The 15,893-nt window shown below is 61.2% G+C and carries 8 protein-coding genes and 3 rRNA genes; 3 read left to right on the forward strand and 8 right to left on the reverse strand.

Annotated features, from left to right (window positions below; genetic code table 11):
* Nucleotides 1–65: 65 nt before the first annotated feature.
* The 5 genes from AC3ANQ_RS22790 to lysS form a co-directional block, all read right to left on the reverse strand.
* Nucleotides 66–2,168 carry a S9 family peptidase gene (locus AC3ANQ_RS22790; protein ID WP_488303143.1) on the reverse strand — a complete coding sequence of 701 codons (2,103 nt, stop codon included), beginning with the start codon at nt 2,166–2,168 and terminating at the stop codon, nt 66–68.
* 170 nt (nt 2,169–2,338) lie between these two features.
* Nucleotides 2,339–4,831, reverse strand: a complete 2,493-nt coding sequence (locus AC3ANQ_RS22795) for an ATP-dependent Clp protease ATP-binding subunit (protein WP_488303144.1) — start codon at nt 4,829–4,831, stop codon at nt 2,339–2,341.
* Nucleotides 4,832–5,211: 380 nt separating this feature from the next.
* Nucleotides 5,212–5,538, reverse strand: coding sequence for a histone-like nucleoid-structuring protein Lsr2 (locus AC3ANQ_RS22800; protein WP_488303145.1), 327 nt, complete (start codon nt 5,536–5,538; stop codon nt 5,212–5,214).
* 127 nt (nt 5,539–5,665) lie between these two features.
* Complete coding sequence (locus AC3ANQ_RS22805) at nt 5,666–5,842, reverse strand: hypothetical protein (protein WP_488303146.1); 177 nt, start codon at nt 5,840–5,842, stop codon at nt 5,666–5,668.
* 2 nt (nt 5,843–5,844) lie between these two features.
* The gene (gene lysS / locus AC3ANQ_RS22810; protein WP_488303147.1) at nt 5,845–7,374 is read right to left on the reverse strand and encodes a lysine--tRNA ligase; all 1,530 of its coding nucleotides are present in this window, start codon (nt 7,372–7,374) and stop codon (nt 5,845–5,847) included.
* Between the two features lie 75 nt (nt 7,375–7,449).
* On the opposite strand from lysS, the gene AC3ANQ_RS22815 reads away from it, so the two are divergent.
* The 3 genes from AC3ANQ_RS22815 to AC3ANQ_RS22825 are packed head-to-tail and all read left to right on the forward strand — an operon-like array spanning nt 7,450 to nt 10,069.
* Nucleotides 7,450–8,340, forward strand: coding sequence for an alpha/beta fold hydrolase (locus AC3ANQ_RS22815; RefSeq protein WP_488303148.1), 891 nt, complete (start codon nt 7,450–7,452; stop codon nt 8,338–8,340).
* Nucleotides 8,341–8,349: 9 nt separating this feature from the next.
* Nucleotides 8,350–9,204 carry an alpha/beta fold hydrolase gene (locus tag AC3ANQ_RS22820; RefSeq protein WP_488303149.1) on the forward strand — a complete coding sequence of 285 codons (855 nt, stop codon included), beginning with the start codon at nt 8,350–8,352 and terminating at the stop codon, nt 9,202–9,204.
* Nucleotides 9,205–9,235: 31 nt separating this feature from the next.
* Nucleotides 9,236–10,069: an alpha/beta fold hydrolase gene (locus tag AC3ANQ_RS22825; RefSeq protein ID WP_488303150.1), complete on the forward strand. Its 834-nt coding sequence runs from the start codon at nt 9,236–9,238 to the stop codon at nt 10,067–10,069.
* A gap of 309 nt (nt 10,070–10,378) precedes the next feature.
* Here the strand turns inward: AC3ANQ_RS22825 and rrf are convergent.
* From rrf to AC3ANQ_RS22840, 3 genes are all read right to left on the reverse strand, one after another.
* Nucleotides 10,379–10,495, reverse strand: a 5S ribosomal RNA gene (gene rrf, locus AC3ANQ_RS22830).
* Between the two features lie 172 nt (nt 10,496–10,667).
* Nucleotides 10,668–13,804: ribosomal RNA gene (locus AC3ANQ_RS22835) — 23S ribosomal RNA — on the reverse strand.
* Between the two features lie 539 nt (nt 13,805–14,343).
* Nucleotides 14,344–15,868: ribosomal RNA gene (locus AC3ANQ_RS22840) — 16S ribosomal RNA — on the reverse strand.
* The 16S, 23S and 5S rRNA genes sit together here, the layout of an rRNA operon.
* Between the last annotated feature and the right edge of the window lie 25 nt (nt 15,869–15,893).

Below are 15,893 nucleotides of genomic sequence, written 5' to 3' on the forward strand. Positions count from 1 at the left end.
GAGGCTGGAACGGTTACCCCCGCGCTCGGGGCGACTTTCCGCACCAGCCTCCGAGCCGGAGGCGTCTATAGCCCCAGTTCCTCAGGAACGGGGACGTCTTGCCCCAGTACCTGCTTAGCCAGGAAGTGCTCCACCACGCCGTACCAGACCTTGGCGTGCTGCGGCTGCAGGATCCAATGGTTCTCGTCCGGGAAATACAAGAAGCGGTGTTGGGTCTCGCCGTTGTCGTCGGCAGGTAGCCCGGAGCTGGAGAGCAGTTCGTACCAAAGCCTCAGGCCTTCGCCGATGGGCACCCGGTAGTCCTTGTCACCGTGGATCACCAGCATTGGCGTATTGATCTTTCCAACATGGAGATGCGGCGAATTCTCCATAGCCATCTCCGCGGTCATTTCCTTGAGCCAATACTGCGAAGCGTCCGTGGTGGGGCCGAACTGGTCCAGGGCCCACAAACTGGCGTGGGTCACGATCGCTTTGAAACGGTCCGTCTGTCCGGCCACCCAGTTGGCCATATATCCGCCGAACGACCCACCCATCGCGGCAGTCCGCGTCTGGTCAATGTCGGGCCGCTGGATCACCGCGTCGGTGATAGCCATAAGGTCCGTAAACGGAGCCTTGCCCCATTCACCCCAGCCGCGCTGGATGTATTTTTGCCCGTACCCGGTGGACAATGCGGGGTCGGGCAGCAGTACGGCGTACCCCTTCGACACGAGCAGCCACGGGTTCCACCGCCAGGTCCAGGCATTCCATGAGCCCAGGGGTCCCCCGTGGATCCACAGCAGCAGGGGCGCCTGATTCGCCTCCGAGGCCCCTTCCGGCAGTGCCAGGTAGGCCGGAACCCGCGAGCCGTCCACCGCCGCGGTCTCCACCCGCTCCAACGAACCCTTGATCTTGGGGCGCTGGGCCGGCGCGGGGAGTCGCTCCACGTCCCCCGTCGCGAGGTCGATCCGCACGGCTTCCGCCGGGAATTCGTAAGAACTTCGCAGCGCGAAGGCGCTCAGCCCGTCCGGGGAAACCACGACGTCGGTGTACGCCGCCGCGTCCTGCGTCACCCGGGTGACGGTACCGTCAGCGACGCTGACCCGGAAGACCGGCGCGGCGCCGTCGTCGTCGGCTGTGACGAGGAGCGAGCGCGCATCCGGGAGCCAAGCCGCAGGACTGCCCCAGCGGTCCCAACCGGGTGCGATCGGCTCAAGGTCAAGGGTTTCTCCGGCCGCGACGTTCAAGATATGGAGCTTGACCTGGGGCGCCGCCCCCGGAGTGCTGTCACTCTCGCTAACGACCGCAATCCTGTTGCTGTCAGGGCTGACCGGCCCCGGGAAATAGCTCATCCCCTCCTGGTCCAAAAGCACCTTGAGGGAGCCAGAGGCGACGTCGACGGCGGCGAGCACAAAGCGCGTATCGGCCTTCGAGAGCGGCTTGGCCAGACTCGTGTAGATCGTGTTGCCGTCAGGACTGACCACCGCGTGGGTGTTGCGGAGGTTGCCGCCGACGTCGGGAGTCAGATTGCGCAGCTTCAGGGGCGCAATAGCGTCCACGGTCGCGGGCTTTCCGGATTCAGCCAGGTCCCCGTTTTCCACGGCAAACAGCCTGGGCTGAGCCGGGCCCAGATCGGCGTCCCAGTAGCGAACCGGGTAGCCGGTGTGCAGAATGGCCGCCACTTTGTTGTCCTTGCGGCTCTTGCGCCGCTCCTCATCATTTTCCTCATCGGTGGAACCGGCCAGGACCGAGGCGGTCACGAAGGTGGCATCAGAGGCTGACGCGGCCATGACGCCTCCGACGCCGCCTGCGCGGGAGTGCACCACCCGGGCCTCCCCGCCGTCTGCCGGGAGGAGCCACAAAGCGCTCACCGGATCGGCCTCAGGGCTGTCTGGGTCGGGGCGGGCCGAAGTGAAGTAGAGGTCACCGTTGGCGGCAAACACCGCGCCGGTCTCGCCTTTGGTGCTGCGCGTGATGCGGCGCGCGTGCTTCTTCCCCGCAGGATCGAGTTCCCAAAGAGCCGTCACGTATTCCGTGCCCTTGGCGTTGAGGGTGGAAACCGTCGTGACCAGGCGGCTTCCATCCGGGCTAAGAGCCAGGCCGCCAACCCGGGGGATGGCCAGGTAGTGGTCGAGATCGTGGAAAGGAGTTTCGGGGTGTGTGCTCGGGGTCTCTGAGGCATTCGAATCCATGCTCCGATTCAACACGCAATGTGCGCCAGATCACAGAAGGTTCACTAAGAGTGAAACAGTGCTTTCAGATATTCCGGGGGTTTACCCAGAGCCGGTTCGAACCTCGGAGTTCGGGAACGCAAAAGCCCCATCCATTCCTTTCGGAACGGACGGGGCTTTTGAGTCGGAGCTTAGGCGCTCGGAGCGATTTCCGGGATGCGCGGCTTGGCATTGCCGGCGAACGTGAACTTGGCGTCGTCTCCTTCGCCGTCCACGTCAACCACCACGATGTCGCCCGGGTGCAGTTCGCCGAAGAGGATCTTCTCGGAGAGCTGGTCCTCGATCTCGCGCTGGATGGTGCGGCGCAGAGGCCGGGCACCCATCGCGGGATCGTAGCCACGCGTGGCCAGGAGCACCTTGGCGGCCGTGGTGAGTTCGAGGCCCATGTCCTTGTCCTTGAGGCGTGCCTCGAGGCGCGTGACGAACAGGTCGACGATCTCGATGATCTCGTCCTGCGTGAGCTGCGGGAACACCACGACGTCGTCAACGCGGTTGAGGAACTCGGGGCGGAAGTGCTGCTTGAGCTCTTCCGTGACCCGTGCCCGCATCCGGTTGTAGCCGGTGGTGGTGTCCGTGCCGGACTGGAAGCCGGTCGCCACGCTCTTGGAAATATCGCGGGTTCCCAGGTTGGTGGTCATGATGATCACGGTGTTCTTGAAGTCCACCACGCGGCCCTGGGAGTCGGTCAGGCGACCATCTTCCAGGATCTGCAGCAGCGAGTTGAAGAGATCGGCGTGGGCCTTCTCCACTTCATCGAACAGCACCACGGAGAACGGACGACGGCGGACCTTCTCGGTCAGCTGCCCGCCCTCTTCGTAGCCGACGTAGCCCGGAGGGGCCCCGAAGAGACGCGAAACCGTGTGCTTCTCGGAGTATTCGGACATGTCCAACGTGATGAGGGCATCCTCTTCACCAAACAGGAATTCGGCGAGGGCCTTGGCGAGTTCGGTCTTGCCGACGCCGGTGGGGCCAGCGAAGATGAACGAACCGCCCGGACGCTTGGGGTCCTTGAGACCTGCACGGGTGCGGCGGATGGCCTGGGAGAGGGCACGGATGGCCTCGTCTTGGCCAACGACGCGCTTGTGCAACTCGTCTTCCATTTTCAGCAGGCGGGAAGACTCTTCCTCAGTGAGCTTGAAGACCGGGATGCCGGTTGAGTTCGCGAGAACTTCGGCAATCAGGTCTTCGTCTACCTCGGAGATATCGTCCATGCCGCCGGACTTCCAGTTGCGTTCCTTTTCGGCACGCTCGGCAATGAGCTTCTGCTCCTTGTCGCGCAGCGAGGCGGCGCCTTCGAAGTCCTGGGCGTCGATGGCGGATTCCTTCTCCATCTTCACTTCGGCGATTCGCTCATCCATGGCCTTGAGCTCCGGCGGAGCCGTCATACGGCGAATGCGCAGGCGGGCACCGGCTTCGTCGATCAGGTCGATCGCCTTGTCCGGCAGGAAGCGGTCCGAAATGTAGCGCTCGGCCAGCGTTGCCGCTGAAGCAAGGGCACCGTCGGTGATGGTCACGCGGTGGTGCGCTTCGTAGCGGTCACGCAGGCCCTTGAGGATCTCGATCGCATGCGCGACGGAAGGCTCCTTGACCTGGATCGGCTGGAAGCGGCGCTCCAGGGCGGCATCCTTCTCGATGTGCTTGCGGTACTCATCCAGCGTGGTGGCACCGATGGTCTGGAGTTCGCCACGGGCCAGCATCGGCTTAAGGATCGACGCGGCATCGATGGCACCCTCTGCCGCACCGGCGCCCACGAGGGTGTGGATCTCGTCGATGAAGAGGATGATGTCGCCGCGGGTGCGGATTTCCTTGAGGACCTTCTTCAGCCGCTCTTCGAAGTCACCGCGGTAGCGGGAACCAGCCACCAGGGAACCGAGGTCAAGCGTGTAAAGCTGCTTGTCCTTGATGGTTTCCGGGACGTCCCCGCGGACGATCGCCTGGGCGAGGCCTTCGACGACGGCGGTCTTGCCGACGCCGGGCTCGCCGATCAGGACGGGGTTGTTCTTGGTGCGGCGGGAGAGGACCTGCATGACGCGTTCCATCTCCAGCTCGCGGCCGATCACCGGATCGAGCTTGTTTTCGCGCGCGGCCTGGGTGAGGTTGCGGCCGAACTGGTCCAGCACCACCGAACCAGCCGGAGTGCCTTCCTGCTGGCCAGGTCCTGAGCCGGGGCCTGCGGCTTCCTTACCCTGGTAGCCGGAGAGCAGCTGGATGACCTGCTGGCGGACCCGGTTGAGGTCCGCGCCAAGCTTGACGAGCACCTGCGCGGCAACCCCTTCGCCCTCACGGATGAGGCCCAGCAGGATGTGCTCGGTACCGATGTAGTTGTGGCCGAGCTGCAGGGCTTCGCGGAGCGAAAGCTCAAGTACCTTCTTGGCACGCGGGGTGAAGGGGATGTGACCGGACGGGGCTTGCTGGCCCTGGCCGATGATCTCCTGTACCTGCTCGCGGACGCCATCGAGCGAAATGCTCAGGGACTCAAGCGCCTTGGCGGCAACGCCTTCACCCTCGTGGATCAGACCCAAGAGGATGTGCTCGGTACCGATGTAGTTGTGGTTGAGCATGCGTGCCTCTTCTTGGGCAAGCACAACAACGCGACGGGCACGGTCCGTAAATCTCTCAAACATTTCGCCACACTCCTAGCTACGACGTACTTTGATGCTACGTGGCAACGCAGGAATTTTGGGGCGTGTTCGCCACAGGGGAAACATGGGCGCACCGGGAATAAGTTCACTCACGCCATGGAGCGTCCTTGGCATGGCTCTGGTGGACTGAACACCATGCTCCACAGCCAAGCGGAGGCTCCCTCTACCGCCGTCGCGGGCCGGCTACCAGCCGTCGTTGTTCCCAGCGAACGTCGTCACTTCATACCCGACATTCACAGCCTGCCCCATGCCTTCCGATAAATAGCGCGAGCCGGTCAGTCAAACTGATACCGGCCGCCGGACGAAACGGGTGGGGAAATGACAATACCCCGGCCCTAGGGCCGGGGTATTGATACTTCGTGTCAGGAATTGGCCTTCTGGTAGGCTTCCTGAATTTCGGCCTGAATGCGGCCACGGCTGTTTACGGTATAACCGTTCTCACGCGCCCATTGACGGATCTGTGCGGAGTCCTGGTTTCTCCCTGCGGCAACGCGGCTGCGCGTTGCACGACCGGTCGAAGTTTTGCGCGCTTTGGCTACGAACGGCCCGAGAGCGTCCCGCAGCTTGCCAGCGTTGGCACTGGACAGGTCCATTTCGTAACTGACTCCGTCAAGGCCGAAACGGACAGTTTCATCCGCGGAGCCCTCATCCAGGTCGTCAACGAGGATAATTTTGACTTTCTGTGCCATGAAAAGACTCTCTTTTGGAGGGGGCCGGATATGCAGAATAGCTGAACTACTAATTAAACATTATCGTCCAGGGCATGGCAGATCGTCAAAGCCTCTATTAAATCTTGGGGAGCGGCCCCGGAAAGAGCTATTTGGCAGGCGTTGAACCGTCGCCCGCCGGGTTCGCAATTCCGGAACCGGCTTCTTCCTGGGCCCGTGCTTCTGCTTGGCGCTCTGATTTGTCCGCGTTGAAGATAGCCTTCATGGCAAACCAAAAGAGAAGCCCGACAACAACGGACGGCGCAAGAACGGCAATGTATTCCATAGTCAGTGCCCTTCGGGCTTGAGGAGTGGGAACAAGATGGTTTCCCGGATGCCTGCTCCGGTGAACAGCATGACCAAGCGGTCGATGCCCAGGCCGATGCCGCCCATGGGCGGAGCACCGTACTCAAGGGCTCGGAGGAAGTCCTCATCCAAGTGCATGGCTTCGACGTCGCCGGCGGCCGATCGGCGTGACTGCTCAGTGAGCCGTTCGCGCTGGATGACGGGGTCGATCAGCTCTGAGAAGGCGGTGCCGCGTTCCATGCCACCGATGATGAGGTCCCAAGCCTCAATCAAGCGGCCGTCCTCCCGATGCGGGCGGGCGAGGGGCTGCGCGGAGGGCGGGTAGTTGTAGACGAAGGTGGGGTTGAGCAGCGTGGGCTCGACGATCTCACCGAACAGTTCGACCACCAGCTTTTCGGCATCCCACTTGGGATCCACCTTGACTTCGTGCTTGGCGGCAATCGCCAGCAGTTCCGCCACCGTGGTCTCAGGCGTGATCTCTTCGCCAATCGCCTCGGAGAGCCCCGGGTAGACGGCAACCCAGGCCCATTCGCCGTCGAGGTCAATCTCTCCGGCGTCCGTCTGGATGGTGCGGGTACCCACGACGTCGGCGACGTTGAGGATGATTTCCTTCATCCGCTCGGCCATGACGAACTGGTCTGCCCACGCCTCGTAGCATTCCAAGGTGGTGAATTCCGGGCTGTGGGTGGAATCGACACCTTCGTTACGGAAGACGCGGCCCATGTCGTAAACGCGGTCAATTCCGCCCACTACGGCGCGCTTGAGGAAGAGCTCGGTGGCGATGCGCAACGTCATCTTCTGGTCGAAGGCATTCATGTGCGTCTCGAACGGACGGGCCGTAGCACCACCGTGGACCAGCTGCAGGATGGGCGTCTCCACCTCGACATAGCCACGACGGTCCAAGGTGTCGCGCACCGAGCGGGTAATCGCCGCACGGGTGTAGACCATCTCCCGGGCTTCATCGCGGACCATCAGGTCCACGTAGCGCTGCCTGACGCGGGTCTCCTCATTGAGTTCAGCGTGCAGCACCGGCAGCGGGCGCAATGCCTTGGAGGCCATGGACCAAGAGTTGGCCAGGACGGACAGCTCGCCGCGTCGGGATGAAATGACCTCGCCCTTGATGAAAACGTGGTCTCCGAGGTCCACCAGCGCCTTCCAGTCCGCGAGGGTCTCCTCGCCGACGTTCGCCAGGCTGAGCATGGCCTGCAGGCGTACGCCCTTCCCGTCTACCCCGCCTTCCTGCAGGGTGGCGAAGCAGAGCTTGCCGGTATTGCGCACGAACACGACCCGGCCAGTGATGCCCACGGTGTCGCCGGTGGTCTCGTCAGCCTGGAGATGCGCGTACTTCTCGCGGATCTCGGCGAGGGAATGCGTCCGCTCAACACCCACCGGGTAGGCCTCGGCACCGCGTTCGATCAGCTTGCTGCGCTTTTCCATGCGGATACGCATCTGTTCGCTGGCGTCGGCGGGCTCTGCGGCGTTGTGCTGGGCTGGGGTGTTTGCGGAAGTCACAATCCCCAAGTTTACCGGGGATTCCTTGGAGTTCCCTACCCTCGCCCCCGGCGGCCGGCGACATAGACTCGGGCTGTGGAGACATGGACAGTTGAAACGAACGACGGCGGCGGTCACCTTGAGGTGCATTCCTTCCGTCCCGGGGCCGCAGCCTCCATTCCCGGCGCGCCGAGCGTGGCTGAGGGACCCGGCGTCGTACTTGTCCACGGCACCTTGGTGACCGATTCCCTCTACTGGCCATTCGCCAGGAACCTCAGTGTCCTCCTTGGCCGGCCGGTGCATTCCTACAACCGGCGCGGCCGCGGCCGCTCGGCGCCGCAGCCGCCCGACTACTCCGCCGCGACTGAAACCAGCGACCTTCTTGCCGTGATGGAGGCCAGTGGCTCCACGGACGTTGTTGGGCACAGCTATGGCGGATTCGTGGCATTCCAAGCAGCCCTGCGCGCACCCATTTCACGGCTCGTCACTTACGACGCTGCAGTTTCCCTGTCCGGGAGCCTGAACGGGCGTTGGCGTCCGCAACTGGAAGAAGCAGTCACAGCTGGCCAACTTGACCACGCATGGGCGCATTTGGTCCAGGGGCTTGCTACCGCCGGTCCGATTTCCTACTTGCCGCTCGGAGCGCTGCGGGTGCTCAGCATCCTCTGCGCCAAGACCAGGTTGGGATCCGAGATGAGGGAACTGTTGCCGACGGCGGTGTCCGAGATGCGCGCGATCATCGAGGCTGACTCGCACATCCAAGACTATGCGGAGATGAAAACGCCGACCCTGATGCTCAGTGGCGGCTGGAGCCCGTCCTACTTTGCCGAAACCGGCCGGCTGCTCGCCGCAGCCATCCCAGTGGTGGACTTCGCGATAGTCCCCCTGCAGTTCCATGAGGGTCCCCTCCGGCCGGGGAAGCAGCTCGCGGTGAGAATCGCCCGCTACCTCGCCAAGGCCCCGGGGACGCCGACGTCGGCACCCTAGGATGAAACGGTGAGAGAACGTGAGGTCCCTACTCCCGACGGCGGCAAGCTGGCCTTGTACAGTTACGGCACCGTGGATGCGCCCGGAGAGCGCCGCGTCGTGCTCATTGGCGGCGCATTTCTGACCGCACTCATGTACCGTCCCTTCTCCATGGCGCTGGCCAGTGGACTCGGCGGGGGCTGGGCGGTTGACGTCTTCGACCGCCGAGGCCGGGGCAGCTCGACGGAGCTGCCCGCAAACTACTCAATGGCCACGGAGATCGCGGACGTCCGCAGCATCATGGACGCAACGGGCGCCAGAAACATCCTTGGCCACAGCCTTGGCGGATCCGTGGCACTGAACGCCGTGCAGGAGTTTGCAGGAACAAGCTACGAGCCGAACAAAGTTGCCGTCTACGATGCCGCAGTCAACATCGACGGCAGTATGGACACCGGCTGGCTGGACGGCTTTGCCCAGGCCGTAGATAGCGGAAATGTGGGACATGCCATGGCCCGGTTGAAGCGGGGCATGCAGCCCGGCACCGCCTTGGCCAGAGTCCCGGAGCCCATCCTGGCCAGCCTCATGGCAATCGTCTCCCGGACGAAAGTCAACAAGGTCCTCAAGGAACTCATGCCAACGGGCGTGGCCGAACTCAAAGCCGCCTACGACGAGGCCGCACACCCCCGGGACTTCTCCGTATTGCCTCGAAACACGCGGTTCATGGTGGGTAGCAAGAGCCCCAAGTACTACAAGGTGGCCGCCGAACGGCTGTACGCGGCGGTTCCTGGAAGCTCGCTGGTGGTATCGCCAAAAGGCTTCCACGGATCCATCCCGGCAGCGGCGAAGGAACTTGTGGTGGACATCTCCAGCTATTTCAAGGACTGACGGAACCCTGCGGCTCCGTTAGGCTCGAAGCATGACGCGCGAGAACATCACAACGGCCGACGGCGGAACCCTCGAGCTATTCACGACGGGCGGTGACCTGGCGGCTGCCGGCTCCGGCGTCGTCGTCGTGCCTGCCTCCATGGTGACCGCCGCAGACTACTCCAAGTTTGCGCAAAAGCTCAGCGCCGCCCTTGGCCGCCCAGTCCACACTTTCAACCGCCGGGGCCGCGGCGAATCGTCACCGCAGCCGGACGACTACACCCTCGACGTGGACATCCGGGATCTTGCCGAGATCATGAAGCACACGTCTTGCACCGATGTCTTCGGGCACAGCTTCGGAGGCGCAGTGGCGCTGCACGCGGCACGCACGCTGCCCGTGGAGCGCCTGGCGGTCTACGACCCCGCAGTTTCCGTCAACCACAGCGTGAAGGCCGGGTGGACGAGCGAATATGAGCGCGCGACGGCGGCCGGAGACTTTGACCGAGGGCTCGCAGTGCTGGTGAAGGGCGTCGAAACCGAGGGTGCGTTTGCCCGGATGCCGCTCTCCATGCTGACCCTCGTCAACAAGCTGACGTCTGGCACCCCCATGGGCAAACAAATGCGCGAACTCATGCAGGCCGGCGTACGCGAGATAAAGGCGGTCATCGCCGCCGACATGCCCGCAGAACCATTCCTCGAGCTCCCGCTGGAGACGCTCATTGTGGTGGGCGAAAAGAGCCCGGCATACTTCGGGGTGGCGTGCGGTCAGATCCACGACGTCCTCTCCGGATCGAGCTACACCATCCTGCCTGGCCACGGCCACGACGGAGTGATCCGGGCACCCGACAAACTCATCGCCGAGCTTTCCGACTTCTTCTCGGGCTAGCCTGCGGGTCCAGCTCAAGGTCCCGACCGGACGCTCGCTCAGCTATGGCGGGTCCTGACCGGACGCTCCTGCAGCTTTGGGGCCTTCCGGCCGGACGCTCGCTCAGCTATGGCGGGTCCTGACCGGACGCTCCTGCAGCTTTGGGGCCTTCCGGCCGGACGCTCGCTCACTTATGGCCGGTCCTGACCCGGCGCTCGCTCACCTATAGCCGGTCCTGGCCGGACGCTTCTGCAGTTGTGGTGGGTGTTTAAATGCGGGAGACCCCCCGGCCACCATGGTGGTGGTTGGGGGGTCTCGACCTGGATGGTTGTCCGGCGGTGTCCTACTCTCCCACACCCTCCCGGGTGCAGTACCATCGGCGCTGTGGGTCTTAGCTTCCGGGTTCGGAATGGGACCGGGCGTTTCCCCCACGCTATGACCGCCGTAACCCTGTTGCCCGTCACCGCCGCACCCTGCGGGGGGTGGTGGTGTGGGAAGACTGGTTACAACATTGTGGTGTTGTTATTCAGTTGTGTTGGTTCCTGGAACGGGCAAACAGCCGTGACGGGTGTTTGTTGTCCGGGAACCACATAGTGGACGCAAGCAGTGTTGTGTTTGTGTGGTGTAAGTTGTCGGCCTATTAGTACCGGTCAGCTTCAACAGTCTTTGGTCCTGTCTTCCACATCCGGCCTATCAACCCAGTGGTCTGGCTGGGGGCCTCTCACACACGAGGTGCATGGAAATCTCATCTTGAAGCGAGCTTCCCGCTTAGATGCTTTCAGCGGTTATCCCATCCGAACGTAGCTAATCAGCGGTGCACTTGGCAGTACAACTGACACACCAGAGGTTCGTCCGTCCCGGTCCTCTCGTACTAAGGACAGCCCTTCTCAAATTTCCTGCGCGCGCAGCGGATAGGGACCGAACTGTCTCACGACGTTCTAAACCCAGCTCGCGTACCGCTTTAATGGGCGAACAGCCCAACCCTTGGGACCTACTCCAGCCCCAGGATGCGACGAGCCGACATCGAGGTGCCAAACCATGCCGTCGATATGGACTCTTGGGCAAGATCAGCCTGTTATCCCCGAGGTACCTTTTATCCGTTGAGCGACGGCCATTCCACAATGTACCGCCGGATCACTAGTCCCGACTTTCGTCCCTGCTTGAGATGTCTCTCTCACAGTCAAGCTCCCTTGTGCACTTACACTCGACACCTGATTGCCAACCAGGCTGAGGGAACCTTTGGGCGCCTCCGTTACTTTTTAGGAGGCAACCGCCCCAGTTAAACTACCCATCAGGCACTGTCCCTGACCCGGATCACGGGCCGAAGTTAGATGTCCAAAGTGACCAGAGTGGTATTTCAACGATGACTCCACCCGGACTGGCGTCCGGGCTTCAACGTCTCCCACCTATCCTACACAAGCCACTCCGAACACCAATACCAAACTATAGTAAAGGTCTCGGGGTCTTTCCGTCCTGCTGCGCGTAACGAGCATCTTTACTCGTACTGCAATTTCGCCGAGTTTATGGTTGAGACAGCGGGGAAGTCGTTACTCCATTCGTGCAGGTCGGAACTTACCCGACAAGGAATTTCGCTACCTTAGGATGGTTATAGTTACCACCGCCGTTTACTGGGGCTTGAATTCTCAGCTTCGCCTTGCGGCTAACCGGTCCTCTTAACCTTCCAGCACCGGGCAGGAGTCAGTCCGTATACATCGTCTTGCGACTTCGCACGGACCTGTGTTTTTAGTAAACAGTCGCTTCCCCCTGGTCTCTGCGGCCCCGATCCCCTCCCACCAGCAAGTGGTGTTCAAGGTTGGGGCCCCCCTTCTCCCGAAGTTACGGGGGCATTTTGCCGAGTTCCTTAACCATAATTCTCTCGATCGCCTTGGTATTCTCTACCTGATCACCTGTGTCGGTTTGGGGTACGGGCGGCTGGGACCTCGCGTCGATGCTTTTCTAGGCAGCATAGGATCACCGGATCCCCCCGCAAGGGGGTCCCGTCAGATCTCAGGATCGTCATCAAAGACACAGCGACGGATTTGCCTATCGCTGACCCTACATCCTTAGACCGGGGCAACCATCGCCCGGCCCGGCTACCTTCCTGCGTCACACCTGTTAATACGCTTACCTCCCGGGATCAGGTCCCGCGCTCGGCCAAAACCCGCACACCACAAGGGTGCTTGGGCAGGCTCCGGGCGGTTAGTATCCCCCGCTTGGCATGGGCGGTCCTTCGCCGGTACGGGAATATCAACCCGTTGTCCATCGACTACGCCTGTCGGCCTCGCCTTAGGTCCCGACTTACCCAGGGCAGATTAGCTTGACCCTGGAACCCTTGATCATTCGGCGGACGGGTTTCTCACCCGTCTTTCGCTACTCATGCCTGCATTCTCACTCGTGTAGGCTCCACCGCTGGTTTACACCGCGACTTCACCGCCCACACGACGCTCCCCTACCACTCCAGACGACTGAACCACGAAGGCTTGTCTACTATCTGAAATCCACAACTTCGGCGGTGTACTTGAGCCCCGCTACATTGTCGGCGCGGAATCACTTGACCAGTGAGCTATTACGCACTCTTTCAAGGATGGCTGCTTCTAAGCCAACCTCCTGGTTGTCTTCGCAACTCCACATCCTTTCCCACTTAGCACACGCTTAGGGGCCTTAGTTGGTGGTCTGGGCTGTTTCCCTCTCGACTATGAAGCTTATCCCCCACAGTCTCACTGCTGCGCTCTCACTTACCGGCATTCGGAGTTTGGCTGACGTCAGTAACCTTGTAGGGCCCATCGGCCATCCAGTAGCTCTACCTCCGGCAAGAAACACGCAACGCTGCACCTAAATGCATTTCGGGGAGAACCAGCTATCACGGAGTTTGATTGGCCTTTCACCCCTACCCACAGCTCATCCCCTCCATTTTCAACTGAAGTGGGTTCGGTCCTCCACGACGTCTTACCGTCGCTTCAACCTGGCCATGGGTAGATCACTCCGCTTCGGGTCTAGATCACGCCACTACGATCGCCCTGTTCAGACTCGCTTTCGCTACGGCTACCCCACACGGGTTAACCTCGCGACGTAACACTAACTCGCAGGCTCATTCTTCAAAAGGCACGCCGTCACAACTACAAGGCTGCTCCGACGGATTGTAAGCACACGGTTTCAGGTACTGTTTCACTCCCCTCCCGGGGTACTTTTCACCTTTCCCTCACGGTACTGGTCCGCTATCGGTCATTAGGAAGTATTTAGGCTTATCAGGTGGTCCTGACAGATTCGCACGGGATTTCTCGGGCCCCGTGCTACTTGGGATCCTCTCCAGGCGGCACACAACATTACGGTTACGGGGCTCCCACCCTCTACGGCCGGCCTTTCAAGACCGTTCACCTATGTCCATGCTCTCACCCCACCGGTCCGGCAGAACCAGCACGGAAAGTCCCACAACCCCGCCCATGCAACGCCCGCCGGCTATCACACATGGAACGGTTTAGCCTCATCCGCGTTCGCTCGCCACTACTAACGGAATCACTCTTGTTTTCTCTTCCTGCGGGTACTGAGATGTTTCACTTCCCCGCGTTCCCCCCACGCACCCTATGTGTTCAGATGCGGGTCACCAGATCACCTCACAGCGTCTGGCGGGGTTTCCCCATTCGGACATCCTGGGATCAACGTTCGGTTATCAACTCCCCCAGGCTTATCGCAGATTCCTACGTCCTTCTTCGGCTCCTAATGCCAAGGCATCCACCGTGTGCCCTTAAAAACTTGACCACACAAAGATCAAAAAACTTCTCGAGAGAACCAGGCCACAAGGGCCAGGTTCATAAAAAGAAATTGCTGTAGACACAAACAAGCACAAAGGCCTGCCCGTGTCAGATGCTCGCGTCCACTATGTAGTTCTCAAACAACAACCCCGTACCACACCCCCCGCACCAACCACCCCCACAAAAAAGGGGACAGCCGCCACGCACGAAGACATGCAGCCAGGAAACCAGAAACACCAAACCCGCAACCCCGCACCCCCCAAAAAGGAAGGACCCGCAGGCCGCGGCCCTGTTGCCTCAGGACCCAACAGTGTGCCAAACACGAAAACCGGCCCTCCCCCACCCGCACCGTTCCAGGACGCCCCGCCCCGCAAAGGGACAAGACAACCGTACTAGGGGCGGAAAAGGAAACCACCGGCCGCTATCTGCTGATATTCCACCCATGAGCACCCACCGCAGAACAGACGCCTGCGCAATGGGCTTTGCTTCCACCCACCCCCCAACCAACCATGCGGCAGGACAGGAAGCGGAAATGGTGCTCCTTAGAAAGGAGGTGATCCAGCCGCACCTTCCGGTACGGCTACCTTGTTACGACTTAGTCCCAATCGCCGGTCCCACCTTCGACGGCTCCCCCCACAAGGGTTAGGCCACCGGCTTCGGGTGTTACCAACTTTCGTGACTTGACGGGCGGTGTGTACAAGGCCCGGGAACGTATTCACCGCAGCGTTGCTGATCTGCGATTACTAGCGACTCCGACTTCATGGGGTCGAGTTGCAGACCCCAATCCGAACTGAGACCGGCTTTTTGGGATTAGCTCCACCTCACAGTATCGCAACCCTTTGTACCGGCCATTGTAGCATGCGTGAAGCCCAAGACATAAGGGGCATGATGATTTGACGTCGTCCCCACCTTCCTCCGAGTTGACCCCGGCAGTCTCCCATGAGTCCCCACCACTACGTGCTGGCAACATGGAACGAGGGTTGCGCTCGTTGCGGGACTTAACCCAACATCTCACGACACGAGCTGACGACAACCATGCACCACCTGTAAACCGACCGCAAGCGGGGCACCTGTTTCCAGGCGTTACCGGTTCATGTCAAGCCTTGGTAAGGTTCTTCGCGTTGCATCGAATTAATCCGCATGCTCCGCCGCTTGTGCGGGCCCCCGTCAATTCCTTTGAGTTTTAGCCTTGCGGCCGTACTCCCCAGGCGGGGCACTTAATGCGTTAGCTACGGCGCGGAAAACGTGGAATGTCCCCCACACCTAGTGCCCAACGTTTACGGCATGGACTACCAGGGTATCTAATCCTGTTCGCTCCCCATGCTTTCGCTCCTCAGCGTCAGTTAATGCCCAGAGACCTGCCTTCGCCATCGGTGTTCCTCCTGATATCTGCGCATTTCACCGCTACACCAGGAATTCCAGTCTCCCCTACATCACTCTAGTCTGCCCGTACCCACTGCAGAACCGGAGTTGAGCCCCGGTCTTTCACAGCAGACGCGACAAACCGCCTACGAGCTCTTTACGCCCAATAATTCCGGATAACGCTTGCGCCCTACGTATTACCGCGGCTGCTGGCACGTAGTTAGCCGGCGCTTCTTCTGCAGGTACCGTCACCCGAAAGCTTCTTCCCTACTGAAAGAGGTTTACAACCCGAAGGCCGTCATCCCTCACGCGGCGTCGCTGCATCAGGCTTCCGCCCATTGTGCAATATTCCCCACTGCTGCCTCCCGTAGGAGTCTGGGCCGTGTCTCAGTCCCAGTGTGGCCGGTCACCCTCTCAGGCCGGCTACCCGTCGTCGCCTTGGTAGGCCATTACCCCACCAACAAGCTGATAGGCCGCGAGTCCATCCAAAACCGCAAAAGCTTTCCACCACCACACCATGCGGTGGCCGGTCATATCCGGTATTAGACCCAGTTTCCCAGGCTTATCCCAGAGTCAAGGGCAGGTTACTCACGTGTTACTCACCCGTTCGCCACTAATCCCCGGTGCAAGCACCGGATCATCGTTCGACTTGCATGTGTTAAGCACGCCGCCAGCGTTCATCCTGAGCCAGGATCAAACTCTCCGTTGAAGTAAAACAAAAACAGACACAACCC

The sequence above is a fragment of the Arthrobacter sp. DMZ02-1R genome (assembly GCF_057747935.1).

Coding starts and splice junctions, on each gene's coding strand:
- AC3ANQ_RS22800 (WP_488303145.1), bottom strand. CDS start 5,538: ATGGCACAGAAAGTCAAAATTATCCTCGTTGACGACCTGGATGAGGGC.
- AC3ANQ_RS22825 (WP_488303150.1), top strand. CDS start 9,236: ATGACGCGCGAGAACATCACAACGGCCGACGGCGGAACCCTCGAGCTA.
- AC3ANQ_RS22795 (WP_488303144.1), bottom strand. CDS start 4,831: ATGTTTGAGAGATTTACGGACCGTGCCCGTCGCGTTGTTGTGCTTGCC.
- AC3ANQ_RS22790 (WP_488303143.1), bottom strand. CDS start 2,168: ATGGATTCGAATGCCTCAGAGACCCCGAGCACACACCCCGAAACTCCT.
- AC3ANQ_RS22805 (WP_488303146.1), bottom strand. CDS start 5,842: ATGGAATACATTGCCGTTCTTGCGCCGTCCGTTGTTGTCGGGCTTCTC.